The following is a 25884-nucleotide window of genomic DNA, read 5'->3' as shown; positions in this document are numbered from 1 at the left end:
TGGCATGGCCGCGCCGAAGAAAAAGGTCCAGATGTCGGTCTATCTCGATCCCGACGTCATGAAGGCGCTGTCGGCCTATGCCGCCCGGCGCGAGCAGTCGCAGTCGCTCATCGCCGAAGCCGCGATCGCGTCCTTTCTGTCGCCCGACTCCGATGAACGGCGGGAGGCCGCTATTGCCAAGCGACTCGATCAAATTGATCGCCGCATCGCGCGCCTAGAGCGGGATGTCGGGATTGCGGTCGAGACCATCGCGCTTTTCATCCGGTTCTGGCTCACGACGACACCGCCACTCCCCGAACCGACCGCCAAGGCCGCGAGGGCACAGGCCGGAGCGCGCTATGATAACTTTGTCGCTGCACTGGGCCGCCGACTCAATCAGGGGCCGAAATTGCGGCAGGAGATCCCGAATGACGTGGATGGCGTCCAATTCAGCCCAGAAACAATGAAGGCGGACGGCCACTAGTGTCCCGAGTCACAAGTTCGCAATCGTAGATTCGCGTTAGATTCGCGTGGCGGTGCCAGAGATGGTGGCTGCAGCAGCGACGGAGGATCTGATGACGGCCCAGCGACTTGCGCCCCTGATATTGATCGATGATGAACGCGCTGTACTTCAGTCGCTGACAATGCGGCGAAAGACGGCGCAGGCGTTGGCTCTGAGAGCCCGGATCGTGCTGGCCTGCGCGGAAGGCGGTCAGAACAAGGAAGTGGCGGCCAAGCTGGGCCTGGAAAGTCTGAAGTCGCCGCGTTCCGGCGAGCCGGGGGCGAGATCGGATGGGCCTCAGCCGAAGAACTCGATGACTCCATAGTCGCTGATCTCATAACCCAAAACAGGTCTCGACACGGAAGCACCCAGGGTCGCGACTGGATGGAAAGGATACTCGCCGGGCAGAGAAAGGCGGGTGTGTCGCAGTTCGGTGCCGCAGCTATTTCCGAGCGCAACAACGAGATAACCGGGCTTGCTGTTTTCTATCGCTTTGGAACGGCACTTCACTTGCGCTACTTCGGGGCAGACTACAGTCGCGATCTCAAGGATTACAGATATTTCGTCTTGTGCTATTACGAGCCCCTCGATTACGCTGCGGCGCGCGGTCTCACAACATTGCGGCTTTCTACCTCCTCGTTACGTGCGAAAGTGAACCGAGGGGCAAAGATCGAGCCGCAAGCGATCGTCATCAAGTGCGTTGGTGAACAGCACATCTGCGACTCTGACGTCAAGCGGCACAATCTGCGTATGATCAGACAATATCAGAATCAGTTCGCAGGCCATCTTTGCAGTGAGTGAGAGTTGGTCGAGCGTTATCAAGTTGCTGGGTGAGTAACTGCGAGATTGAGCAAGATTCGCCGAGGCCTTTGGTCGGGTACGGTGCCCCTCGGCCTAACGCCAGGACTTGGACTGAAGATGCCGCGCTGGTTCTTCAAGCCGGAGCACGGCGAAGGGATACTCAAGGAGAAACTGCTGCGCACATTCTGGGATACGGTGCTCGATGACGTCATGACGGCTGACTGAGGTCTCGAGGGTCGGCGGCGAGCACTTTTGTGGCACGGGACTTCGCGTGATTTCCGAACGAAATGGGTAGAGCCCGGCAGTCCCGACGACACTCCCGCGTGGCGAGTTGATAGAATCCAGCCTAAGCGAGTTTTCCGGGTTCAAGCAGTGCTTCCTCTCGAGAGGACGTCGGCGCGGCCTGACCTTTTTATGCATTTGGCAAGGCGCGAGCCAGACTCGCCGCCGCCGATGTCGCCGCCGAGGTCGCCAAACGCAACAAGCCCAAGCTGCGCGCGCGCCTGAAGCCGGATGCGGCCTCGCTCGCGCAACTGCTCGGCAAGCGGGTCTTCGCCTTCGCCGGCATCGGCCATCCCCAGCACTTCTTCCGCACATTGCAGGCCAGCGGCATCGAGGTCGCGCGCACGCGCCGTTCGACGATCATCACATGTTCTCGCGCGAGGAACTCGCCGCGCTCGCGGCGGAAGTACAGCGCGAGCAGTTGACGCTGGTGACGACGGAGAGGGATCTTGCGCGACTGCATGGCAGCGAAGGCGTGCCGGCGGGCATCGTGCTGTTCGCCGTCCAACTCGAATTCGACGACCCGGCCAAGCTGCGGCAATTGATCAGCAACCATCTCTACGAGGCTCGCGAGCGGCGCTTCTCCAGACGCTGATCCGTCGGGTGGGCAAAGCGAAGCGTGCCCACCAACTTCGTTCCGTACTCGCTAAAGCTACCGCCTCAGCAGACAGTCATGCTCACCACACCCCAACGACCATCATTCCGATGATGGTCAGGCACGAGACGCAGGTCACCATAACGGTATAGCATTCGGGTGTGTTCATCGCTGTCTCCCAAGCTGTTTTGGTCACTGCCATGCGGGAGAGATTGCCGGTCTTGGTCGCTTCAGTGCGGCGCGCCGCGACCGGTCTTACGGTATGCCGCCGCCCTCTCGTCACTCTGATCCGAAAGAAGGTAGTCCGCTTCGAGTGCTTCAAAGAGTTCAGCTGCGATCAGAAGCTGCTTGCGCATTTCAGCGAGGCGGGCGCGGCAATATTCGCGATAGAGCAAATCCAGTATGATGGGCATGATCACCCCCATCGATTGACTTTAAATTGACAGATATTCCACCGCGGATTTCGAGGTGATCAGTAGCCCGTCAGGTGGCTCTTCGATATGAGCCCGCTCACAGACTGCGCCAATTCCAAAACTCAACGGTCGTTTGGTTGACTTGATCGTCTGTGCGGTAAAAAGAACAGGGCTAGTTACCTAGCGCGCAGTTTAGCAGCGCTGTGTTTCAGCAAGACTTCGTCAAACAACTTAAGGGCGCCGGACCGCGACGAAAATCCCAACCACAAAGCGAAATGACTTACCTCGGAGTGCAAGCACGGTTGGATACAACGCGGATCGACGCGACGAGGGTGATGTCGCGATAGGCCTGCAGGTCCCGTACGGTCGGTTAACCTTGCGACCGCGCGAAGCGTGCCGGTGTAACCCACCAACTTCGTCCCGCATCCGCTGAGACATGGTGTCACGCCAGCGGACTGCGCTTCGCGCAGCCGCGACCAGTTCGCCATTCAGCCGGCATTCATCGCAAAACTTCTATCGCTTCCGGACGATCAGGAGAGTTCGATGAAACGCCGTCCGCCGTCGTTGCCGCTAGCCTTGTGTGTCTAATTGTTGGGCCCATGTTCGCGCAAACGACGGCGCCGTCGGCCGCTCCGACTACCGTGCCGGTTCCCGCGGCCAAGCGCGTCACTTGTCTCGCCACGACGCAAAATCTGGAGGGACAGGACAAGCGCGACCAGATGCAGCTGTGCATGGCGCAGGCTGAAGCAGGCGATCGATCAGAAGGTCGTTGGGGAGTCCAGGAGGAGTTTCATCAAGAGGTGCGTAGGCGGAGATGCCACGGAGCAGTGAACCGGTTCGAAGGGCCGGTCGGGGGGCGGTGCTTGCTCTGCGCAAGCGAGAGATCACACCTTTCGTTGATCAGGCTTAGGCGTGATCGGGTGCTCCCGTGAGGCGGCGGCAAGGCTGCCACGCATCGTTCAGATGATCGGATTAAGTCAGGTTAGGATGCGATCCGGCGGCTCCGAACTCCAGCGGGGCTGCGCATTTGTCGTTAGGCGCCATCGAGGTCGTTTACTTGGCATCACGTTAATAAAAGCCGTGACTTCCTCTCCCGCTGCATCACCCGCTGGCGTCTCTGCTCCAGCAATGCTTCCGGGGCAATTTCATGACACCGACGACGCGGCTTGAGCATTTCAAGGCCGTCTCAGGGCCGCGATCAGCGTTTTGAACGATGCGCCACGAATGACACTTTCTGACCTATGCTTGGTAGCATTGGCTGGGACCGGGGCACCGCATCCGCACGAAGCCGGCAAGAAGACCTTTACGGCGGGAAGGCGCGAGGCCTTCGCTGTGGGTTCAGCTAGGGCGTCCCGGCTGTACCACCGCGAGCGCCTCTTGATCGAATAGCCCCGCGGGCCGCTCCGTCCTTCGGGAACTGCAAGGGGGAGCTGCGCATCCGGCCTGACCATGGACTTGGTGTCCATGCCCGCGCGCATGCCTGACCCTGTGCGATCTGATTCATCGACATTTTGGAGGCAATCGCGTTGCGCAAGCGGAGAAAATAATCCCTTTGAGCGCTGCGGGCCTGAGCTGCCGCAATATCCATCCATTTGTAGGCGAGAACGACATCCTGCGGGACGCCATGGCCTTTGTCATACATCAGGCCGAGCATCGCCTGGGCAAATGGACTTCCGGCATTTGCGGCCTGAATATATAGGCCGACTGCAGCATCGTAGGCTTTTGGTGCGCCGAATCCGTTTTCGTACATGAAACCAAGCATCGCCTGTGCTTGCGCGTTGCCGCGTAAAGCAAGTGGGGTGAGCTGGCGGACTGCTTTCTGATAGTCCCCATGTGCATAAGCGCTCCTTGCCGATGCAATTGCGTCTGCGCGTGCTGGCGCTAACGCGACAAGCAGAGCCATCATTTGCGCCAGCACGAACCAAATGATGTCGCGTCGAGCCAACAGCGGGATATGACAATGATCAGCGGACATTGCGGACACGCAAGTCATCTGTAATGCTCGCGCCGACTGCACCGCGAAGCTTGGAACGTAGCTCCTCTGCCAGTTGATGCGCATCGCTGCCGGTCTGGATGATCTGGGGTCGAATGAAGATGATCAACTCTGTCCGCTCGCCCTTCTTTCTCTGGTGTGAAAACACATCGCCAAGACCGGGAATCTCGTCAAGTAGCGGAATGCCGCTGCGCTTCCCATCGTGGCCTTCACTGATCAGTCCGGCCAGGACCACGGTTTGGCCGTTTGCCACAGAGACGGCGCTCTTCACCCTGCGTTGAGACACGGTCGGCGTAAGCTCGGTTGAACCGGCCGAGGATACGTGGCTGATCTCCTGTTCGATCTCGAGACTGACGTGCCCACTTGTGGTGATACGCGGCACAACGCGAAGAATAATGCCCGTGTTGCGGTAGTCGATAGTACTAACCACAGCGCCGTTTTGCGATGGATAACTTGTTTTGCTAGTCTGGACCGGAACAACATCGCCGACCTGAAGGGTTGCGGGCTGGTTGTTGGTGACAACGAGTGACGGATTGGACAACACATTGACGCTGGTCACCCCGTGCAGCGCATCGAGGATAATGGCCGGCTGTGACTCCGATCCGATCAGGAAGTTGAAGCCCGGAATGCGATTTAGCAGCGCGCTCGCGGCCTTACTCACTGTCCCGCTGGTCGAGGTCGACGTAAGGATAGAACCCTGGTCGGCCTTCAATCCAAGCTGCTTGCTGGTCAGATAGCTCTGGACACCGTAACTCAGCTCGTTGGTGAGCTTTACCTCGGCGATCGTCGCCTCGATGCCGACCTGCAGCACGGGTTGGTCGAGCTGCTTCAAGGTGGAACTGATGATCCGATAGTTTTCGCGACTGGCATAGATCAAGACAGAGTTATTCACGATATCAGGGGTGATCCGTACGTTGGGCATGACCGGCGGTCCACCCCCGGTTGGTGTATCAAGTCCACCGCTGGCATCCGTTCCGTTCGACGAATTCATGCCTGATGGGAAGGGGTTACTTACGCCGTTGCTGCCCGATGCGGGGGCGGACAGGCTGGGGGACGGGGCGGACGTATTGGCAGACAGCCGTTCGGCAGCCGAGGTCGTGCGAGCGACCTCCTTATCGGCGATGTCGATCGACGTTGAGGCGCTGCCGACGAACATCTGGTTCAGCACCTTGGCCAAGTGGCGGGCATCACTATAGCGGGCACGATAGACACGAACGCCGGTTTGAGCCGAGTCTGCCCGATCGAGCCGATGGATCCAAGTCGCTACGGTCTGGAGTAAGGGCGGCTTGCGAGTTACGACCATGATGGCGTTCAATCTGGAGACGACTTGAAGCTTCACAAGGTCATGACTGAGCCCGTTGTCGCCGGAATCCAAGATACTCTCGAGCTCTGCGATCAGAGGCTCCGGCGCGGAATTGTGGATGGGATAAATGCCTACCGATTGGCCTTTCATCCAGTCGACATCAAAGCTCAGGGCGGTTTCGACGGCCATTCGCCGCTCGGGTCCGGTCCCCTGGATCAGAAGCAGGTTTCGCGTGGGGTCCGCACGTACACTTCCGGCGCGAGTTGCAAAGCTGTCCATCAACTTGAGGATGGTTTTCGCTGCAACGTATTGCAGCGGTACCACTGACACTCCATAGCCGGCTTCGGAACGACGAGCATCAGTATCGACGTGGCCTGCTCCAGTGGCGTTGCCGAGGGGCGTCACTTTGTATCCGCCCGTATCGCGTACCAGCGCAAGCCCGGAAAGTCGCAGCGCGCTCTCAAGCACGAAAACGATGTCAGATCTGGGCACCGGTCGTGCGGACGACAGGCTGACTGTGGCCTGCTCGCGTGGATCGATGGTATAGCCGAGACCGAGAATGTCGCCGAGCACCGCCTTTACCACAGTGGCGACAGGCAAGTTCTCGAAGTCCAGATTGTAGCCCGGACCATTTGGGGTCTGCTGCGGCCGCGCCTCCGTGGCTTCGGAGATCTCTGAACCCGAATAGGTGCTGCTTGCTACACCGCCTGAGTTAGGCGATGCTTGGAAAGCCGTGATCGGCTGTTCGCCGCGCGGAAGGATGTCGAGCGATCGGACCTTGTCGAGCACGTCCAAGTCAGCGGGTGCTGTCGTGGATGTGCCGTTCGTGACGATGCTACATGAAGCGAACAGAAACATTGCCGCGACAAGCAGCATGTTGCGCGCGACCCCACCGCACTGACTGCGACTTACTGGAAGGCTCACTGGATTGCTGATCCACTTAGGCTAGTGATGGATGTGGCTTGGAGCTCCGCGGCAGATTTACTGCCCCGCGCACGAAAGCCAGCCAGGTGGGGGTACCGATCCGCCGCGATTAACCACTTCCATGTCGATAGCCAATCGTTTGAAGTTGAAGCCCATTCCGCCGGAGGACGGGTGATCTCGCCACCAAGTTTATCTTGCCGAAGCACGAGCTCGATCGCTTATGTCCGGCCGACTCATCCTGTTATCGGTTGCCCGCCCACGTCTTCTTCGAAGTGCAGTGGAATGGACGACCTGTTTGCCCGTTGCAGTATTTGATGCGCTTGAAGTCGCTCCGCCCACATCGACGTTACTGAAGAGCCGGATGGCGACCCTGAAGATGCGCAATGGCAAGAAGAGCTCAACGTTGTGGCGAGCGCCCAGTCTGCGGTGTAGTTCGTCGCAGGCATTATCTCGTACCCTTTGAGTGGCCAAGCGTCATAGGCCCACGTATCCAAGTGCCGCTATAGGAAGACGTGTCGTTGGCGCTCGCCACCGGCGGTTGGTGAAGCTCAACGCCTCTCCAAACGACGGGCCTCGTGCGGATAGCGTTTCATGTTTTGGCTGGTTTGACCACGCGCCTCACTCGCCGGCCGCGGTCGCCGGGATCGTTCAAGGCTCAGTGCCAGCGCCACAGATGTCGTCCAGAAGTAGCCGTGGCAACTCGTGAACGTTCATCGATGCGCCGCACCAGCGCCGGATCGTCGCCTGGTTAGCGACGGGTGGCGGCCGTGGCGCTTGAGCGGACAAGACCGAGCAACGAGCAGTGCCGGCGACCAGCGGCTTTCCATGATTGCTGCGCCGTACTTGCCGCTGCCGCTCTCGCACGTGCGGGCCACCGGCTCCAGAAGTTGCTGCTTTCGTTGCTCCGGATGCAGCTGATAGCGCTGCGTCAGATTGGCCTCTGTTGCATGCCTCTGCAGCCCCTTCAGCGCGATGTTCGTATTCAGCGCCGCATCAATCGTTCGTCTCGTGCTCTGGGTCATTCTCCCCTCTGTCGCTTTCGGCGGAGCGGCCCAAGTCAAATTGGTCAACCGGTTAGAGTCTCAGGGCCGCCCCAGCTTTAAGTCTTCTGCAAGGGCTGTACCAAGCTGCAGGTGCGACATGGCGGCGCTCTGAATGTCGCGTTCGCGACGGAGCTGGCGGCATATAGACCTCGCTCCACTTTTTGTTCGGAGTCGAACACTAGCGCATTCGAGCCGACGAAGCGCGCGGCTCGCCGTCGGACGATCTGCCTAAACAACATTGCGCGCCGATGTCAGCGTCTCTCGCAATTTGGCATGTGACTTGCCAGAGATGTTTGACGAGTCGACTCGGGTCCGATGCCGACCCTTGGGCGCGGATCATGTTATGTGCGGTACATCGTCAACGCAATTCATCGAGCATCTCCGGCGCATGTGTTCGGCGCACCCGGAGGGCGACGCTCAAACCGGTGAGCGGCCGACGAGAACTTGGGAGATGTTTGACCTATCGGCAGAGTCATTTGCCGACGAAGCCGCCCGCTTTTCTGGTCTCGAACGTATTACGCTGCGGGAAATGATGGCGGCTGCTCCTGCAATCGACCAGTTTTCGCCAGCCTTTCTTCGCGAAGTGGTGGCTTTTCCTCACCGCGTTTCGGATGGCACACCGGTCTTCGCCATGGCGGATCCCACCGACCAGCCCTCGCGTAGAGCCGCGGAGCTGGTGTTCGGGGGGGCGACCTCATTTAAGGTAGCTTCGATAGAGGACATTTCTATCTGTCTCGATCAGAAGCTCGGGGCTGCGGAAGAGAGGGGGCAGTCCGCCGTTCAGCAGCTACGCGATGACGATATCGAAAGTCTGCGCGACCTGGCGAGCGGCGCGCCCGTCGTGCGCGCGGTCACTGATCTGATCGAAAAAGCCCTCGAAATGCGCGCGAGTGACATTCACATCGAGCCGTTCTCAACGGGCCTTACGGTTCGGCTGCGGATCGATGGGCTGCTTCGTGCCATTCAGCCGCCAGCGGGTGTGCTGCCCCAGGCAGTCATCTCTCGCATCAAGATCATTGCTGGGTTGAACATCGCGGAACGACGTCTGCCGCAAGACGGAGCTGCGCGAATTCGGGTCGGCCGCGAGATCGACGTGCGTGTTGCTATCATGCCGACGCAGTATGGCGAGTCCGCGGTTCTGCGCCTTCTGCCGAAGGACCGCTCCCAGCTTGCAGTAGACCGTCTCGGCCTTTCCGAGCGCGATGAGGCTGTTCTGCGCAGGCTGATCACGGCTCCGCATGGCATGATTGTGGTCACAGGGCCGACTGGCAGTGGCAAAACGACAACTCTCGCCACCATAATGTCCATGCTCAATGTGCCAGAACGGAAAATCCTGACGGTCGAGGACCCCGTGGAATACGACATCCCCGGAATCAATCAGTCGCAAATCAAGCCTGCCATCGGGCTTACTTTCGCGAGTGCACTCCGATCCTTTGTTCGTCAGGATCCCGACGTGATCATGGTCGGTGAAGTCCGAGATTCGGAGACGGCGAATGTGGCCGTCCATGCCGCGCTCACGGGACATCTTGTGCTCACGACGCTGCACGCCGAAACGGCCGCGGCGGCCGTGCCGCGCCTGCTTGATCTCGGTGTGGAAGGCTATCTTTTGCGATCGACTTTGCGTGGCGTCATCGCACAGCGGCTGGTGCGACAACTCTGCGAGCATTGCAAGGCGCCGACACCGTTCGGCGAGGATGAACAGAGCCAGGACACCACAGTGAGCCGCCTCGGGCTATCTGCAGGGGAAATCATGTGGCAGCCGCGGGGCTGCGCACGCTGCAGCCACAGCGGTTATCGCGGTCGGATCGGAGTATTTGAGCTCCTCGAACTCAGCAGCGGTTTGCGTGAGCTGATCGCCGATAATGCCGATGGGCTCGCAATCGATCATGCGGCGATCGGCGAGGGGATGACGACGATGCTGGACGATGGGATTGCTAAATGCCGGGCTGCAATCACAGCGCCGGCTGAAATTCTTCGTGTTGTTGCTGCACGCTGAATCAGGATTATGCCAAGTTTCCGCTATCGAGCGTTGACCCAGTTCGGAGAGATCGTTGCCGGCTCGTTGGTCGCATCGACGCAAGCAGAGGCCGAGCGCCGGATTTCATCTCTGCATCTGCTACCGATTGAAGCCGTGGAGGAGGCCCGTTCCCCGTCGGTCTTTCGCCGCGGATTCTGGCCTAACCGCCCTTCATACGCGGAGGTCACGAGTTTCACGCGCGACCTTGCGCTGCTTCTGAAGGCAGGAGCGCGCCTTGATGACGCTCTTGATCTGTTGTCAGACGATTGCGATGTTGGCCGGCTGCGGCCGGTGATTAGAAGATTGAGGTTGGCCGTACTTGGCGGCGAAAGCTTTACCGATGCAGTTTCCGCGCAACCTGATCTGTTTCCGTCAATGTATGGCGCACTCATGAAGGTCGGTGAAGCCTCTGGTACGCTCAGCCAAGTCCTTGAGGTTCTGGCGGCGGAGCGGGATCGGACCGAGGCAACTCGGCGGAAGCTCAGTGATGCCATGCATTATCCGATCTTCGTTTTGCTTGCGGCGGGCTGCGTTATGCTGTTCTTCATTCTGGCTGTGTTGCCACAATTTTCATCAGTGCTGCGCGATTTCGGCGGCCGCGCCGACCCGGCACTTGGCTTCTTCATGGAAGCCTCTGATCTGATGCGAGCTAACCGCGCTTTGCTGCTGATCTCAGGCGCGTTCGTCCTGGCCGGGGGCTGGTGGCTCATGCGGCAGACCAAGGTACGTGCTTCGATCGTCGCTGCGCTTGCAACGCTGCCTGGAATTGGCAGAATCTTCGTCTTCCACCGCACGAGCCTGTTCTGTCGGAACTTGGGACTGTTGTTGGGGTGTGGTGTTAATCTCACCGCAACGCAGCGCATTCTCGTCGACGTGATGTCCGTGACCTCGTCTCCTGCCCCGTGGATCGAAGCGGCTGATCGCGTTCGGTACGGCGGCAAGCTGTCGCAAGCGCTGGCAGAGTCCCACGTGCTCCCGCCCATGGCAGTTCGCATGCTACGGCTGGGCGAGGAGACCGGCGAATTGCCGGTGCTGGCCGGCCGAATCGCGGAATTCTATGAGGCGAAACTCCAGCGCAGCCTTGATCGTGTCTTGGGAATGGTCGGGCCAGCCGCAATACTGACGATCAGTATTGTCGTCGGAGGCCTGATCGTTTCCGTCATGACGGCGCTGCTTTCCGTCACGCAGCTCGTCGACTGACGAAGCGCAGAGGAGCTCAGCATGACAACAGAATGCCGGCCGGTCGCGGAACGTCGTGCATACCAATCGAGACTTATATGGCGTATTCCAGTGGAGGCCCCCGAAGGGGAGCGCGGATTTACCTTGGCCGAGATGCTGGTTGTGATCACCATCATAGGCCTGATCATGGGGCTGATCGGGCCAAGGGTCCTCAATTATCTCGGGGAGTCCAAGGTCAAGGCAGCGAAGATCCAGTTGCAGAGCTTCGCGAGCGCACTGGACCTCTTTTATCTGGACGCGGGTCGTTATCCCACAGCATCCGAAGGGTTACGAGCCTTGGCGAGCCGGCCCGCCGGCATTACGGCCTGGAATGGCCCATACCTGAGAGGTGGCGCGATCCCCGCCGATCCCTGGAATACGCCTTATGTTTATCGCTCCCCTGGCGAGCGTGGCCCATACGAGATCATATCGTATGGCGCCGACGGTCAGGAGGGAGGTAGCGGGACGGCTGCTGACATTATGCTCGGTGCGCAGACGAGTGCACGCAATGAATGATGGTCAACGCGGCTTCACATTGCTGGAGGTGGTTTGCATGCTCGCGATCACCGGAATGATCGCGGCAGTGCTATTGCCGTTCGTGCCGCGGCAGACATCCAAGGCAAGGCTGCAGGCCTATGCTCTTGCGGCCGCCTCGATCCTGAAAGCTGACCGGGCGATGTCGGTCGGCGGTGGCGTCAGGGTGGATACTCTGGTCGATCCGCCACGCCGGGCGATTCATTCGGGCGCCAGCTCCGCTGCTGTCCAGGTGCCGGACGACGTCAAATTCGAGGCGATATTGCCACGCAGCTGCAACCAACGTCCGGTCTTATCGGCGATCAGTTTCTTTCCCGACGGCCTGTCCTGCGGTGGTGCGATTGCGCTCTGGCGGGCTGACCTGCGTGTCGAGATCAGGATCAACTGGCTGACTGGGAGGATTGAGGTTGTCTCTCGTTCCCTCATCAAAGGCTGAAGAGAGTGACGCTGGCTTCACTCTGATAGAGATGCTGGTCGCGCTCGCGGTGCTCAGCCTGTCACTTGGGTTAATTGGCACTGTCGTATCAACCAATATGCGTGCCGTTCGTAAGATCGAGGAGAGGGTCTCAGTCATCCAAGAGGCGAGCGCGGCTCTTGTCACCGCGATTCCAGGCCGTGATCGGTTGCTACCGGGTACATTCCGCGGTGCGTCCGCCTCCGGCGAGTGGACTGTTCTGGTTGCGCCGATCGGGACGGGTTGGGACGTCGCCGCCGGTCAGGCGGGCTGGATTCCTCGCATGGTGGAGCTGCGTCTTCGTTCGGCATCGGGCGCCGTCGTCGATGTGCGCACAGTGCGACTGGCGCGGACTGCAGGCTGATGTGTGCGGCATCAGAACATCGTGACGCGCGAGCCGGTTTTACCCTGATCGAGGCCCTGGCTGCGCTTGTTGTCGCGGGGCTCGTGATGTCGGTGCTTGCGACAATGACGTCGCAATGGTTTCCGGCGTGGAATCGCGGCGTCAATCGTGTTCAACGCGCGGAGATGCTCGGTTTGGCGCTGCGCCGAATAGCCAACGATCTTTCTGCAGCGGAGTTTGTCCCGTCCAATCGCGACCAGACGCAGCCGCTGTTTGAAGGGGGAGAGCTAGGGGTGACGTTTGTTCGCAAGGCGATTGGACCGAATGTCGGGCCTGGCCTTGACATCGTCCAGATTGGCGAAACTGCTAACGGATCCGATGTTGCGCTCGTGCGCTCGCGAACCTCATTCACACCTTTGCCGGTCGGCGTTTCACTTTCCGAAACTCTGCATTTCGCCGATCGAGTGGTGCTGCTTAGTCCTCCCTTCCGACTGTCCTTTGCCTATGCGGATGCGAGCCTTGCTTGGTGGCCGGATTGGCATGAGGCGGGTCGGCTTCCCACTGCGGTTCGCTTGACTATTCTAGATCGTAGTCGGGGCGGATTAGCCATAATGTCGCGGGTGGTCCGGATTCATGTCGATGCTCCGGCTGCGGGATGTATTGAAGGTGAGAGGGACTGCGTGAGCTCGAGGCCGGACGAGCCGCAGCAGGGCTCTAAGGCCGCTCTCGGTGGCGCGCGGAGCGATTGATGTTGCAATCGAAAGGGCAATCGTCACGCAAGGCTGGCCCTTGGGATGGCTTCATCCTGGTGGCGGTGCTCTGGTTTCTAGCAGTCTTGGCCGCGCTCATCGTGGTATTCTCACAGTACCTTTCGAACTCGGCGCGAGTCTTGCGGATTGATGATGACGCCTTGCAAGCAGAAGCGTTGGTCGCTGCCGGCGTTGAGCTAGCGGCTTATCAGTTGCTCATGGCGAAAAATGAGGAGCGGCCAAGGCGCGGTGGATTCAGCATCCGGATCGGCGGTGACGTTGTGGCGGTCTCGTTCCTAACCGAGGCCGCCCGAGTCGATCTCAATGCCGCGCCGAAGGAGATGATCGCCAATCTCTTCAATATCCTTGGCGCAGACGCCGAAGCGGCGCAGGATTATGCCGATAGGGTGGTATCGTGGCGTACCAAGCCGGTGGATAAGGCGGCTGCGCGATCGGAAGAGGCGCTTTATGCAGCGGCGGGACGTAAATATGGTCCGAGGCTGGCCCCCTTCGTCCATGTCGACGAGCTACCGCTAGTGCTCGGGCCGCCGTCCTGGCTGCTTGACCGAGTGATGCCGTTTGTCACCGTCTTCAGCGGCTCGCCTGGGATAGACATTTTGGCCGCCCCGGCGGAGGTGGTCGCTTCAGTTCCGGGCATGACGCCGCTGATCCTGAAGGATTTCCTCGCCTCACGAGACGCGTTATCCGCCGACCCGGCTGCTATTGCGCAGGCGCTGGTACCCGCAAGTGCCAGGGTCATCGCGGGCAAGAGCAACGCGTGGAGGTTGCGCGTGTCATTGCGGGCAGCCGATGGTCGGCGGCGGTCGTCGGTGGTCGTAATTGAATTGGGCGAAGGGAAATTGCCTTATCGAGTTCTGTCGCACGAGGAGGAGGGCGCGCAAACACACGACGGGCGAGGTGGGCATGAAGATGGCAAGTGACATCGAAATGGCGCTTACCGCCTGGTGTGCCCTGGTGGCTAGCGCTCTTGAAGCGATCGCGAACCGTGTCCACCGGCGCCGTCGGGTAAGCGCTTGCCACGACGGAGCGGATGGGCTGACGCTACAGCTGCTGCAGCACTCCGCACGCAAGCTGCAGCCAGAGAATGCCCAAGTTCGGCTGGCCGGCGACCATAACCTGCCAAGCAACTGGATTGGGGTACTGCGCGGGTGCGTAATGGACATTTACCTCGCCCCAAACCAAGTGCTGGTTCGGCAGCTCGACTTTCCAAAGCAGGCAGAACCATTTCTAAACGGAATGATCCGTTCACAGATCGATCGACTAACGCCCTGGAGTGCCGAACAGGCGCTCTTTGGTTTCAGTGAGCCTCAGTCGGCACCCAAGGAACGCATCGGCCTCATTTTAGCGGCGGTGTCGCGTGCCACGGTAGAGCCGCTGGTCCAGTTCGCGGATCATGTCGGAGCTGCCACAGTCGCGATCCATACACAGAGTGAGTTGTCCTTGCATCCGATTACGCTTTTCACCGCAGGTCTTCGTTCGGCGATCTCCGGTCGCCGAGACCTTGCGAAACTCCTGAAGTTTTTTCTGCTCGGCGCTGGGACTGCGACTGCATTGGTGCTGATAGTAACCATGGTGCTCAGCACAAAGGCAGACGGAGCATTGCAAGAACTGCGCAGCACGATCGGGCGTCAGCGGGCAGCAGTCAAGGGCGATCCGAGCGACGCTGCATCAACTGCCGGCGCGCTGCTCGCTCGGCGTAAGCAAACGACGCCAGCGACGGTGTTGGTCCTGGATCATCTTTCGAGCATCCTGCCCGATGGTACCTATGTCACCAACCTGCGTGTCGAGGGCAATCGGCTGCAACTGATTGGTCTGACTCAGGATGCCCCGACGCTGATCCAGCTGATCGAGCAGTCACCGCAGTTCAGCCGAGCCGCATTCTTCGCACCGACAACCAGATCATCGAACGAGCCCGGCGAGCGATTTCACATCGAGGTTCATGTGAATGCCTATTTCAGGGGAAGCACATGAGGGGATCCGCTTTCTTTCGGGTGGCATTTCGGTCATCACCTGCTGCAGCTGCTTCAGGCTATGGTATCGCAGTTCTCCTTTTCCTCTGGGTAATCGTAAGCGCCATCACCGATCTATTTGCGCGATACGACCAGCTCCACGAGGCTGGAGTGCTATTGCCTCAGTTCGAGGGAGGAGCGGTTCGGCCTGATCGCAGCGGCGAGCCTAATCTGACCGGACCTGGAGGTTCGGCCTTTCTCGAAGGAAAGACTGTGACCGTTGCAGGCGCTGCACTGGTGCAAAGGGTGGTGGGCGCCGTCACAAAAACCGGGGGCAACGTCCTGTCGACCGAGGTCGAACTGCAGGGTAAGCATTCGAAAGCAGGCTTCATTAGTGTAGTGACGAGCTGCGAGGTCGAACAACCAGCCTTACAGCAACTGCTCTATGACCTGGAAGCCGGTCTTCCATTCCTCTTTGTGGAGCAACTCTTGGTCGAAACGTTGTTGACCGGCACGACCACCCCGCCAGGAAAGCTGCGCGTTTCGCTGACGGTATCGGGTCAATGGCAGGAACGCAAATGATGCGTCCTATCGCAACGATCCGTTTCGCCGCTGTCGTATTGGCCATGACAAACCTGTCGGTCTGCGCGGCCATAGCGGCTGTGAAAAGCGAGGAAGTGACGGACACTGGTTCGATAGGGCAGCGGGAGGGTGGGGCAGGAGTCGACAAGCCTGAGCCGTCGTCATTGACCATCAACTCGGTGTCGGCGCCGAAAGAGCCGGCATCCAGTGCCAATCCCTTGTGGGGAATTTCGTTGACCCGGCTATCCGCTACCCGGGACCGTCCCATCTTCTCGCCCTCACGACGGGCGCTGGTCCCCGTGCCGACGCCGGTTGCCGCTGTGCCCGTGCCTCCGCTGTCCTCCAAGAGGCCGGAGAAGCCGGCGCTCGCGCTGGTTGGAACCGTTGTGGGAGGTTTCGAGAGCTTCGGGATCTTCATCGATCAGTCCAGCAAGCTGTCGCTTCGGATCAGGGTCGGCGAACAGCATGATGGCTGGGTGCTACGCGAGGTGCGAGCTCGCGAGGTGATGTTGGAAAACCCCTCCAAGAAGGCGATCATGTCTATGCCCCAGCCTGGAAAAGGAAGTGAGGGAGAGATCCAGCTATCACCTTTGAACTCGACGACCGCCGAACAGGAGCTGGGACCTCGACAAACGCAGTAGTGGTCCGATCCAACATCCGATCCTCCAAACAACGCCTGTGTTTCGTCTTACTGTCAATCTAATCTATGTAGTCGCGGAATGAATGCGCGTTGCCTTTGCACGCTTCTCCGCTGCATGGATTCAATGCCCGAGCGCCCAGCGAGTTCGACTCGCCTGTGCGTGTGTCGAGGTTCTCGATCGGATTTTGGTAAGCGCGCAATTTCGTCAGGGTCCAGGAGCTAGTCGTGAGCATGTTGTTGCTCGGGATCCCTAAAACACCTTCATATCCGAAGGAATGCCGCAATCGCCGTTGACCTCAATTTTCGTCATTATGTGACCTCTCTTGCGCCAGAGCGGGTGCATAGGCGAGGCAGCACGGCGCGTTGTTGTGGCGCCGTGAACGTCCGGCCGTATTCTGGCTGGCGGCAATAAACTATCCAGTAAATTGATAGTCTGGAAAGGCATACTTGCAGCACTTGTCTGCACAGCAAGCACGACGAGTAGGCCGACGACCAGAAATGGTCCGAACGGGATCGACGTTCGTGCGGTGACGCCTTGCCCGACCATATGGAGGCAGAGTACGACGAACAGCGCCGCGACGCTTGCGGCAAGCAACAGAATCGGGAAGTCGAATAGTCCAGTCCAAAGCGTAGCGGCGGCGAGGAACTTGACGTCACCAAGGCCGAGCCCTTGTATGCTGCGCCAACGGAAGTAGAGTTCTCTCAACAGCAGGAGCAGGGCAGCGATTATTAGGCCTTGGCTGCCCGCGATCAGTGGACCAAGAGCCCCCTCCATCGCAAACGTCCTCGCAAGTCCCAGCGCTGCGATCAAGCCGTTGATCCAATCAGGGATGATGCCATGGCGGAGATCGGTCCAGATCAGCCAGCCACAAGCAAACAGCAGCAGCGTGCAGCAGATCGCGTCAGTCAAGTCTGTCATGAAGGGTGCGGCATGACGACAACATGGAGCGGCGGTTCACAATGCGAGCGGGGGCCACCAAGATCGACCGCGGCGATCCAGCTTCCGAGCGCCGGGGTGACCAGAGCGCGCGCGTTGCCACCGGGACTCGGTTCGGCAGAACTTAAAGGTGAGCGCCATGAGAATGTAATTGCGATGCACATAGGGATGCTACGACCTTAGCCGGGCCGCAACCGGCATGCAATGACTGAGGCGGGACGCTGCTGCACCGGTCGCCCACGGTCAAATGCCGGTGACGGTAGTCCGCGCACAACAGCGGCGTGGGAATGCGTAGCGCAGTGGCGAGCAGCAACCAAGCAAGGGAATCATCCCGCATTCATCCCGCTCATGGCGCGCCTTTTCGAGCTTCTTTGGATCGTCATTCGCCTCAGAGGGCGAGTGGCGGTTTCGTCACACACAAAGCAGCTAACCGCAGGTCGGCCTCCCGGGTTTGACCGCACAAGGGTAGTCCCGACGAGGATTCGACATCAGCGACACATTCACTCGACCTGCTCTGCAGGCCCTCGGCCGCGGCGGAAAAGAATAGTTTCGTCTCGATTGAGTCCCCCTCGACAACAACGGCGATCCAGGCCCTCGGAGTGCCACATTACAATTTTCATCCTCCTCCCCGCAAGCGGCGCGTCTGGAGAATGTAGCGCTGGCAGCCCGATCTGCGGGGACCATCTAATGAACGCACGCGCATTTACAACGAGGCCCTGGCGCTAAGGTCTCGAGTGGATGCCCCCTGCCACACGCAGAATATGGCGCAGTGAGAATATGATCCGCGTCGCTCCGGCAACGCTGGCAGCCGTCCGAATTCGAGTAGCTCAGGCCTGCTCTCATGCGAACGGTCCTGTTTGAATTAGCGGCAACTCGGTGCGGCTGAGTAGGACAAAGTCTCCCACACCGGCCCGCCCGGCCATTACAAAGTGCTCGCCGGCGTTCAGTTGCCGCTGGCGCAACCCCCTGTGAGCGCCGGGTCGTTCTGAACGATCCAACACAAGCATAAAGCTGGCTACTTGCGTGACCTCGAGAATGGCGGCAGGGCTAGTTTGGTTCTCCATTTAAACAGAACTTGATGGCGCCGGATCCCCACGGCCGGCTCCCGGTCCTGCAATTCGGTGCGCTCAGCGGCACCGGTTGCACAGTATCTGAATAGTCGCGATTTCGTCGCTAACTCTGCAACGAATGTCGGTCACTAGCCGTGCCGATGGTCAGGTTTAGCCCAATACCGAGCTACGACGCACTAAGATGCTACGAAGCACGAGTAATATTGGAGTTTCGATTTGGCACGCCGCTTGCTCTGTTCGCGCGACCACAGCAACTCTCGCAGAGAACATCATCTTCAGGCGGACCGGCCGCGATTCATCGCTAAACGACTGGTTGTCCGGAAGCTGCTGTGACGGTGTGTAGCGTGGTTGCGTCATCAGCATGCTCATGCGTCGGCGAAAAGGAGTAGACATGAAAGGAATGAGTGGCTCAAAGACAATTCTAACTGCTTTAGCCATGTTGCTGGTGGGTGGTCCCTGTACTTATGCACAATCCTCAAGGCTTTGGGTTGTCACTAGCGACAATGTGGCAGCTGCCGCGCAGCGGTCTCTTGCGAGCCGACAATCAGTTGCGGACGATCTCGTTGTTCCCACGTTTCAAGTGATCAACGGCATGTCGGTTGCTGACATCGCTGAAAAAGACCTGGACAGGTTTTCTAATTGGATGCGCAGCGCATGCCCGCGCTGCGGCGGCTTCACTGTCCACGCCTCGCGCGAGGCAGCCCTCAAGGAGGTGGACAACCCAGCTTACAAGCCCGGATTTCGCTACTTAGCTCCCCTTCCGGAGACGCTTGATCAGCAGAGTGCCGTGAGGCGCGCCCTTGAGCGGGTTAAGGGCGATAAGATCCTCAACACGATCACAATGCTCCAAGGTTTCGGGACGCGACACTTCGAAACGTCCAAAGGGCAAGAAGCGGCTGAGTTTGTTCGTAGAGAATGGGAGAGCATGGGACAGGAGCGTCCGGACTTCACGGTCGCGCTATTTTCGCACGGCTGGGTTCAGAACTCGGTTATCGGAACAATCCGAGGCGCGTCCCGGCCGGATGAAGTAGTGGTGATTGGCGCGCATATCGACTCCATTAATTGGAAGAATAAAGATAACCCCAAAGAGAACGCGCCTGGTGCTGACGACGACGCATCCGGAGTCGCGGTCGTCACAGAGGCGCTTCGTGTGCTGATGGAAACGGGATTCAAACCGCAGCGGACTATTAAGTTTATGGCCTACTCGGCCGAAGAGGTAGGGCTTCGAGGTTCCGCTGAAATCGCGGACAGGTACGCGGCCGAAAGTAAAGGGCAAAAGGTAATTGCGGCCTTGCAGTTTGACATGACCGGCTTCAATTCCGGCCGGGACACCCGGGACATCTACCTGGTGAACCAATACACCAGCCCCGAACTAAATGGTTTTCTCACGAAGCTCCTAAAGGAATACAACCATTCTGGTGCTCATGCGATCACGCACGGTGAAACTAAGGGCTGCTACGCATGCTCTGATCATGCCTCGTGGACGCGAAATGGCATCCGCGCAGCCTGGCCGTTCGAGGCTCCGCTCAAAGAGAGCAATCCATACATTCACACCTCGGAGGACGTGGTTTCCAAGTTGGATGCAACAAAAGCCGCCCGCTTCGCCAAGCTCGCCATTGAGTTTCTGATCGAAACGGCAAAAGGCGTCGATGGTCGTGAGAGCTATCGCAACTGACGATGGGAGAGATGACATTGGATATGCAGGTTGAGCCAGATCGCAGCAATTACGTTCGCTACTTTCAATGCAGCGACGCGATTAATCGAGCTTGAGGAGAGTGTAATGCGTCATAACCGTGTCCACGCACTGGCGTGCTTTGTATTGGGTGCCTCGCTAGGGTCAGCTACCGCCGCCGAGATCCGTGAGGTGAACAAGGTTGTACCTCAAACCAGTCCCCTAGCTGAAATAGCTCAAGGAAGATCACCTGAGGCCTCCGTTGCCCGATTGCTCGAGCTCGATACTTCTTCGTCGCTTAAGGCGCTGCCTAACCGTTCCGGCGCCACTCTCCGCCTTGAGCAGCAGCACGACGGAATTCCCGTGTGGGGCCAGCAGATCGTTGCCGAGAGATCTGCTGATGGCACGAGAATTGTTGCCATAAGCGGAACTGCCGCCTACGATTTAGGTCCGGCCCTGACCGCGAAGATCACCAAGCAGCAGGCGCTTCAAAAAGCTAAGGAGATTGTACTCTCTTCTGCCCCTACGCTTCGCGCGAGCAGCTACGAAAACGAAGAGGCCGATCTCGTGTATCTCGTTCAAAAGAAGGGCGAGGTCCGGCTTGTGTACCGCACGTCGTTCTTTACAACTGTCCGGGACGGCACAGCAGGCCCACGCCCGACACGTCCTGTGTTGTTTATCGATGCTATTACTGGCGAAACTGTGAGTTCCTATGAAAACCTACAACACGCACAAAGAGGAACGGGGCCTGGCGGAAATGCCAAGACTGGCCAGTACACCTATGGAAGCGAAACCGTTCCGCCTTTCGAAGTGAGCGAGCAGGGCAGCATCTGTGAAATGGATAGCCCAGATGTTTTCACCGAGCACATGAACTACTCTGTAGAAGGTACGAACAAGCCTTTTGCGTTTAGGTGTTACAACAACGCAGGGGATAATATCAATGGCGCGTTCTCACCGCTGAATGATGCCCAATTTTTCGGGCAGGTTGTTGTGGACATGTATAGGGACTGGTACGGCGTCAGTCCTTTGAAGCAGAAACTGCATTTGCGCGTACACTTCTCCAGGAATGAGGACACCGCATTTTGGAATGGCAGCTCAATGACGTTTGGCGATGGGAAAGCGATGTTCTACCCTCTGGTGGGCTTGGATGTTGTTGCCCATGAAGTGTCGCATGGTTTCACAGAGCAGAATTCGAACCTCGAATATCAGTACCAGTCAGGTGGTATGAATGAGTCGTTTTCCGACATGGCAGGAGAAGCTGCCGAATCCTATTACTTCCAGAAGTATGGCAATACATTCGGAAGATCGGGGTCTGACTTGACCGTGGGGGCGGATGTTACCAAAAAAGCTGGGACGTCTTTGCGATATATGTGCGACCCGCCACAGGATGGCTACTCTATAGACCACGTCTCCAAATACTCTGATCGACTGGACGTTCACTATTCCAGTGGAATTTATAACAAGGTGTTTTGTATCCTAAAACGCTCTGGTTGGGATATCAGGAAGGCATTCCACACGTTTGTTGTCGCGAATCAAGACTACTGGACTTTGAACGCCACGTTTCAAAATGGTGCCGAAGGGGTGCTCCGGGCGGCGGATAAACTGAAGTATGAAACCAAAGATGTCGTTTTTGCATTTGATCAAGTAGGGATTAGCTGCGCGATGGCTGCATCCCGGGGCGAAGACAAACCGCGTTGGGTCTGTGACTCTGACCGGACCTCTGCCGGCTCGGTAAACTGACGGCGTATGGCTTCCTAGGCCAGGACCAGATCCCGTTCCTAAAACCTGCGGCATGCAATAAGAACTCCACCGATGCAGTCCGGTGCCGGGTGGAGTTGTTGTAGAGAGTGCGTGCTCCCGGGATGAGAAGCCGTCACCGGTTCGGGCGACCGGAAATGTCGGCTTATGTCCATCGTGCGGGGTAGGTCGTCCGCGCTCATGCGGGCGAGAGTGACGTTCTGAGGTCGACAATTCCAGGACATGCGCTTGGCGCGATGATCCGGCAGGCGGGCCAGCACGTCGGCGAGCCCAGCCTGTGGATCGATCTCGTGGAGCTTGGTGGTGCGATCAAGGTATAGATCGCAGCCGCACGCCCTCATCGGAGCCCGCGAAGGTTCAATTTCTTGGCCCACGAGGGCGACAAGCGGGTAAATTGCGTCCCAGCGGCTTAGGCAGTTTTGATCGCCTTTCGTCTCGTTCTGCTTGGACGGCTTTGTGCGTTGTTCGCGCAACCATCCCTGCAGTTCGAGGACCAGACCCGGCGGCGCTCCTGGCGCACGCGCCGGCGCTCCCGCGGCGCAAGACCGTTGATCTCGCCTACAATGGCGAACAGAACATTAATGTGCTTGATCGCCTCGGCCTCGATCGGCGCCCTGGTGAAGGAAGCATGCTTCTCGTAGCCAACAAGCTTGTCAGCTTCTGGGCAAGCCTTGTCTGTAGAAGTTTCGACTTAATCTGACGGCAAGGTTGGAACTGGCGGGGAATGAAGCTGCGGGCGAGCAGGAGCGCTCACCCAAAGGGCGCTCCCGCGCAGCCCGCAGCGTCTCACAGGAGACGTTACCATGACCCAGGAACAGAAGGTCATTCGCGCGAAAGTCGGAATGCTGGAATTGGCCAAGCAGCTCGGCAATGTCAGCCAGGCTTGCCGGATGATGGGCTATAGCCGCGACAGCTTCTACCGGTTCAAGGAACTGTACGACAGGGGCGGCGAGCTAGCGCTGATTGAGATCAGCCGCAAGAAACCGATCCTGAAGAACCGGGTCGCGCCGGAGGTCGAGGCGGCCGTCGTTGAGCTGGCGATCGACCAGCCGGCCTGGGGCCAGGTGCGAGTCAGCAATGAGCTCAGGAGCCGCGGCCTGTCGATCTCCCCGTTCGGTGTGCGGGCGGTGTGGCTGCGTCACGACCTCGCCAACGTCAAGAAGCGGCTGACGGCGCTGGAGGCTAAGATGGCCCAGGACGGCCTGGTGCTGATCAAGGCCCAGCTCGTTGCGTTGGAAAAGGCCAAGTCCGAGAAGGAAGCGCACGGCGAGTTCGAGAGCGAGTGCCCCGGCTATTGTGGTGCGCAGGATACCTTCTATGTCGGCAACATGAAGGGGGTCGGGCGGATCTATCAGCAGACCTTCATCGACACCTACAGCAAGGTGGCGTTCGCCAAGCTGTATGATCGCAAGACGCCGATCACGGCGGCCGAACTGTTGAATGATCGCGTGGTGCCGTTCTTCGATGCGCGGGGTATCCCGCTGAACCGGATCCTGACCGACCGCGGCACCGAGTATTGCGGCAATCCGGAGCATCACGAATACGAGCTCTACCTCGCCGTCGAGGACATCCGCGCCACATGGCGGTTGGACCCGATCGGTTCTTGGGCAGGTCGGCGAATTGGATGCCGTTGTCCGTGAGCACGGTGTGGATTTTGTAGGGGGCAGCCTTGACCAGGTCGTTGAGGAAAGCCCTGGCGGTGGCAACGGTCGCCTTCTGCATCAGCCGAGCGAAGGCGTACTTCGAGGTGCGATCCACCGCCACGAAGAGGTAGAGCTTGCCCTCCTCAGTGCGAACCTCGGCGATGTCGATATGGAAGTAGCCGATCGGATAGGCCTTGAAAGGCTGCTTGGCAGGCTTGTCACCGGCGACCTCGGGCAGGCGGCTGATCCCATGGCGTTGCAGGCAACGGTGCAAGGATGACCGCGTCAGATGGGGAATGGTCGCCTGCAGAGCGTAGAGGCAGTCATCGAGAGGCAGCAGCGTGTGCTTGCGGAACGCAACGACCGCCGCCTCCTCCTCTGCCGTCAGAACTGTCGAACGCACGATCTTCGGACCCATCGGCGCATCGTGAACAAAGGTCCGCTTGCGCCACTTGGAGACTGTCTTCTGATTGAGACCATGCTGCGCGGCTAGTTCTTTGAGCGGAGCCTTAGATCGCTGTATCGCTGCTCGGATGGCGTGCGTGGTCGTGGCGCTGCCGTGAAGTATCTGTCCCATAACTGCTCCCGGAATGAGGGATCAGTTTGGCTGATTCCCCCACACTCCGGGACTAGACATCTAGAGTCTAGCGCTGCCGAATCCCCTCGGCTGGGAGGAGCGGACGACGATGAAGGCCTCGAAGTTTTTGGACGCCCAAAAGGCGTTTATCCTGAAGCAGGGTAATGACGGGGTCCCGGTTGCAGACATTTGCCGCAAGGCCGGGATCAGCCAGGCGACCTATTTTAATTGGAAGAAGAAGTATGACGGGCTGCTGCCGACCGAGATGCGCCGGCTGAAGCAGCTCGAGGACGAGAACGCCAAGCTGAAGAAGCTGGTGGCGGATCTGTCACTCGACAAGGAGATGCTGCAGGACGTGATCCGCCGAAAGCTGTGAAGCCTGGCCGGAAGCGCAAGCTCGTCGATGAGGTTTGCGGTGAATGGCATGTGTCGATCCGTAAGGCCTGTGCGGCCCTCGAGTTCGACCGTTCGACCTACCACTACAAATCTCGTCGCTCCGGCCAGGCGACCCTCGAAGCTCGGATCAAGGAGATCTGCCATGTGCGCGTTCGCTACGGCTATCGCCGTGTCCACGTGTTGCTACGCCGCGAGGGATGGCGTCACGGGCAGAACAAGACCCGTCGCATCTATCGCGAATTGGGCTTGCAATTGCGCAACAAATCGCCCAAGCGCCGGGTCAAGGCCAAGCTGCGCGACGACCGACGGCCCGCGACGCGCGTCAACGAGATCTGGGCGATGGACTTCGTTCATGACCAGCTGGCCACCGGCGGTAAGCTCCGGGTGCTCACGATCGTCGATATCTTCTCACGCTTCTCGCCCGCACTGGAGCCGCAGCTCACCTTCCGCGGCACCGACGTCGTGGCGGTGCTGGAAAGGGTTTGCAATGAAGTGGGACTCCCGGCGACGATCCGGGTCGATCAAGGCAGCGAGTTCGTGTCGCGCGATCTTGACCTCTGGGCCTACCAGCGCGGCGTCACGCTGGACTTCTCACGACCCGGCAAGCCGACCGACAACGCCTTCATCGAAGCCTTCAACGGCCGCTTCCGGGCCGAATGCCTCAACGCCCACTGGTTCCTGTCCCTTGCGGATGCCCGGCAAAAGGTGGAGAGTTGGCGCAGACACTATAACGAAGAACGGCCCACGGGGCGATCGGCAATCGGCCGCCGATGTTGCTGCAATATCACGTCGGCGACACCAGCCCGCCAACGTGATCAGAGGCGCAAAACTCTAGTTCCGGGTGGTCCAAAGTTCGGTCTCGCTGCATCACGGCGAAAAACTCTAGTTCTGGATGGTCCAAAGGTCGGCCTCGCTGCATAAACCCGAGACTGTAAGCGCTGCTGGATGAAAGTTGAGTGATAGGTGCGGGACGATTCCACGGCGTATCCAAAAACGCGCCGACGCGTGACCGATCTGTCGCTGGCGCCGCGTTCGTAGAGCTCGTGGTGATCATCGAACGCTTCCGCTGCGACGCCGTCCCGTGCGGACGCCAGATCTTCACTGAGCGTTTCGCCGACCGGATATTGGCGTCATCCGCGCGACGCACGGCGCGGCTGGACTCCATGGTCCAGCATCTCGGTCTGGTGCTTAGCGGGCGACGGACAGGCCTTTGCAAAACGGCTGATGCTGCCAGAGCAAGGACACGCCTGTGGGTTTGTCCGACGCCCAGCTGTTCGCAGGCCGATTTTCTCAAGATCATCGGCGAACTCACCAGGCCCGGCTGGGGGCATGAACGAATGGCTATGTTCTCCGCGTGGAGACCCCAGAGCGGAGCTGAACGCAGGGTAGACTTTCATTTCCCTAAATAAGGGCTCACCTCAAGGGATCACGGCCAGCAGTTAATCGAACCATCGACGAGTGCCTGCCTTATTTGTTCGGCCCGTTCCTT

21 protein-coding genes and 4 pseudogenes are annotated in these 25884 nt (G+C 59.1%); 18 read left to right on the top strand and 7 right to left on the bottom strand.

What is annotated here, in order from left to right; translation table 11 throughout:
• Positions 1–4: 4 nt before the first annotated feature.
• The 3 genes from ABIG06_RS08105 to ABIG06_RS08095 are packed head-to-tail and all read left to right on the top strand — an operon-like array spanning position 5 to position 1282.
• Entirely contained in the window at positions 5–463 is a 459-nt protein-coding gene (locus tag ABIG06_RS08105; RefSeq protein ID WP_370137404.1) for a CopG family transcriptional regulator, read from the top strand.
• Between the two features lie 46 nt (positions 464–509).
• Positions 510–806: a hypothetical protein gene (locus ABIG06_RS08100; RefSeq protein WP_424578193.1), complete on the top strand. Its 297-nt coding sequence runs from the start codon at positions 510–512 to the stop codon at positions 804–806.
• A 59-nt stretch (positions 807–865) separates the two neighbouring features.
• Positions 866–1282, top strand: a complete 417-nt coding sequence (locus ABIG06_RS08095; RefSeq protein ID WP_424578192.1) for a hypothetical protein — start codon at positions 866–868, stop codon at positions 1280–1282.
• A 365-nt stretch (positions 1283–1647) separates the two neighbouring features.
• Here ABIG06_RS08095 and ABIG06_RS08090 read toward each other — a convergent pair whose 3' ends face one another.
• Positions 1648–1857 (bottom strand): hypothetical protein, encoded by a 210-nt coding sequence (locus ABIG06_RS08090; RefSeq protein WP_370141001.1) that lies wholly within the window; start codon positions 1855–1857, stop codon positions 1648–1650.
• Between ABIG06_RS08090 and ABIG06_RS08085 the strand changes: the two are divergent.
• Positions 1774–2159 (top strand): annotated as a pseudogene (locus tag ABIG06_RS08085) (tetraacyldisaccharide 4'-kinase). The gene ABIG06_RS08090 and the pseudogene ABIG06_RS08085 overlap by 84 nt on opposite strands.
• Positions 2160–2389: 230 nt before the next feature.
• Here the strand turns inward: ABIG06_RS08085 and ABIG06_RS08080 are convergent.
• The 4 genes from ABIG06_RS08080 to ABIG06_RS08065 all read right to left on the bottom strand — a co-directional run bounded on the left by ABIG06_RS08080 (position 2390) and on the right by ABIG06_RS08065 (position 7814).
• Positions 2390–2572 carry a hypothetical protein gene (locus ABIG06_RS08080; RefSeq protein ID WP_225130346.1) on the bottom strand — a complete coding sequence of 61 codons (183 nt, stop codon included), beginning with the start codon at positions 2570–2572 and terminating at the stop codon, positions 2390–2392.
• A gap of 1342 nt (positions 2573–3914) precedes the next feature.
• Complete coding sequence (locus tag ABIG06_RS08075) at positions 3915–4547, bottom strand: tetratricopeptide repeat protein (RefSeq protein WP_338129112.1); 633 nt, start codon at positions 4545–4547, stop codon at positions 3915–3917.
• Entirely contained in the window at positions 4537–6744 is a 2208-nt protein-coding gene (gene gspD, locus ABIG06_RS08070; protein ID WP_370137408.1) for a type II secretion system secretin GspD, read from the bottom strand. Before gspD ends, ABIG06_RS08075 begins: the two co-directional genes overlap by 11 nt.
• A 758-nt stretch (positions 6745–7502) precedes the next feature.
• Positions 7503–7814 (bottom strand): hypothetical protein, encoded by a 312-nt coding sequence (locus tag ABIG06_RS08065; RefSeq protein WP_424578191.1) that lies wholly within the window; start codon positions 7812–7814, stop codon positions 7503–7505.
• A 364-nt stretch (positions 7815–8178) separates the two neighbouring features.
• Between ABIG06_RS08065 and ABIG06_RS08060 the strand changes: the two genes are divergently transcribed.
• Genes ABIG06_RS08060 through ABIG06_RS08015 form a run of 10 tightly spaced genes read left to right on the top strand, consistent with a single transcriptional unit; the run spans position 8179 to position 16343 of the window.
• A complete protein-coding gene (locus ABIG06_RS08060; protein ID WP_225138111.1) occupies positions 8179–9831 on the top strand; it encodes a GspE/PulE family protein in 1653 nt (550 codons plus the stop codon).
• Positions 9832–9840: 9 nt separating this feature from the next.
• The gene (locus tag ABIG06_RS08055) at positions 9841–11052 is read left to right on the top strand and encodes a type II secretion system F family protein (protein ID WP_109141639.1); all 1212 of its coding nucleotides are present in this window, start codon (positions 9841–9843) and stop codon (positions 11050–11052) included.
• 21 nt (positions 11053–11073) lie between these two features.
• Positions 11074–11586 carry a type II secretion system major pseudopilin GspG gene (gspG, locus tag ABIG06_RS08050; protein ID WP_109141638.1) on the top strand — a complete coding sequence of 171 codons (513 nt, stop codon included), beginning with the start codon at positions 11074–11076 and terminating at the stop codon, positions 11584–11586.
• On the top strand, positions 11579–12040 hold the full coding sequence (locus ABIG06_RS08045) for a prepilin-type N-terminal cleavage/methylation domain-containing protein (RefSeq protein ID WP_109141637.1): 462 nt from the start codon (positions 11579–11581) through the stop codon (positions 12038–12040). Before gspG ends, ABIG06_RS08045 begins: the two co-directional genes overlap by 8 nt.
• Positions 12012–12422 (top strand): PulJ/GspJ family protein, encoded by a 411-nt coding sequence (locus ABIG06_RS08040; RefSeq protein WP_225130348.1) that lies wholly within the window; start codon positions 12012–12014, stop codon positions 12420–12422. The genes ABIG06_RS08045 and ABIG06_RS08040 overlap by 29 nt, the downstream gene beginning before the upstream one ends.
• Entirely contained in the window at positions 12422–13150 is a 729-nt protein-coding gene (locus ABIG06_RS08035; protein WP_370137413.1) for a PulJ/GspJ family protein, read from the top strand. Before ABIG06_RS08040 ends, ABIG06_RS08035 begins: the two co-directional genes overlap by 1 nt.
• Entirely contained in the window at positions 13150–14091 is a 942-nt protein-coding gene (locus ABIG06_RS08030) for a general secretion pathway protein GspK (RefSeq protein ID WP_109141634.1), read from the top strand. The genes ABIG06_RS08035 and ABIG06_RS08030 overlap by 1 nt, the downstream gene beginning before the upstream one ends.
• Positions 14075–15142: a PilN domain-containing protein gene (locus ABIG06_RS08025; protein WP_109145501.1), complete on the top strand. Its 1068-nt coding sequence runs from the start codon at positions 14075–14077 to the stop codon at positions 15140–15142. Before ABIG06_RS08030 ends, ABIG06_RS08025 begins: the two co-directional genes overlap by 17 nt.
• The gene (gspM, locus tag ABIG06_RS08020; protein ID WP_370137416.1) at positions 15139–15702 is read left to right on the top strand and encodes a type II secretion system protein GspM; all 564 of its coding nucleotides are present in this window, start codon (positions 15139–15141) and stop codon (positions 15700–15702) included. Before ABIG06_RS08025 ends, gspM begins: the two co-directional genes overlap by 4 nt.
• The gene (locus ABIG06_RS08015) at positions 15699–16343 is read left to right on the top strand and encodes a hypothetical protein (protein ID WP_370137418.1); all 645 of its coding nucleotides are present in this window, start codon (positions 15699–15701) and stop codon (positions 16341–16343) included. Before gspM ends, ABIG06_RS08015 begins: the two co-directional genes overlap by 4 nt.
• Positions 16344–16592: 249 nt before the next feature.
• Here the strand turns inward: ABIG06_RS08015 and ABIG06_RS08010 are convergent, their stop codons facing one another.
• The gene (locus tag ABIG06_RS08010) at positions 16593–17252 is read right to left on the bottom strand and encodes a prepilin peptidase (protein ID WP_370137420.1); all 660 of its coding nucleotides are present in this window, start codon (positions 17250–17252) and stop codon (positions 16593–16595) included.
• 1488 nt (positions 17253–18740) lie between these two features.
• On the opposite strand from ABIG06_RS08010, the gene ABIG06_RS08005 reads away from it, so the two are divergent.
• The 3 genes and pseudogenes from ABIG06_RS08005 to ABIG06_RS07995 all read left to right on the top strand — a co-directional run.
• Complete coding sequence (locus ABIG06_RS08005; RefSeq protein WP_424578190.1) at positions 18741–20024, top strand: M20/M25/M40 family metallo-hydrolase; 1284 nt, start codon at positions 18741–18743, stop codon at positions 20022–20024.
• Between the two features lie 30 nt (positions 20025–20054).
• Entirely contained in the window at positions 20055–21761 is a 1707-nt protein-coding gene (locus ABIG06_RS08000) for a M4 family metallopeptidase (RefSeq protein ID WP_424578189.1), read from the top strand.
• Between the two features lie 821 nt (positions 21762–22582).
• A pseudogene (locus ABIG06_RS07995) lies at positions 22583–23359 on the top strand (helix-turn-helix domain-containing protein); the annotation flags it as partial.
• A 16-nt stretch (positions 23360–23375) separates the two neighbouring features.
• On the opposite strand, the pseudogene ABIG06_RS07990 reads toward ABIG06_RS07995, so the two are convergent.
• A pseudogene (locus tag ABIG06_RS07990) lies at positions 23376–23999 on the bottom strand (DDE-type integrase/transposase/recombinase); the annotation flags it as partial.
• Between the two features lie 109 nt (positions 24000–24108).
• Between ABIG06_RS07990 and ABIG06_RS07985 the strand changes: the two are divergent.
• Positions 24109–25210: pseudogene (locus ABIG06_RS07985) on the top strand (IS3 family transposase).
• The last annotated feature ends 674 nt before the right edge of the window (positions 25211–25884 follow it).

Origin of the sequence: Bradyrhizobium sp. USDA 326 (assembly GCF_049739485.1) — a bacterium.
GTDB lineage: Bacteria > Pseudomonadota > Alphaproteobacteria > Rhizobiales > Xanthobacteraceae > Bradyrhizobium.
Note: the sequence above shows the minus strand (reverse complement) of the source record. Positions and strands in the feature narration are given on the sequence as shown.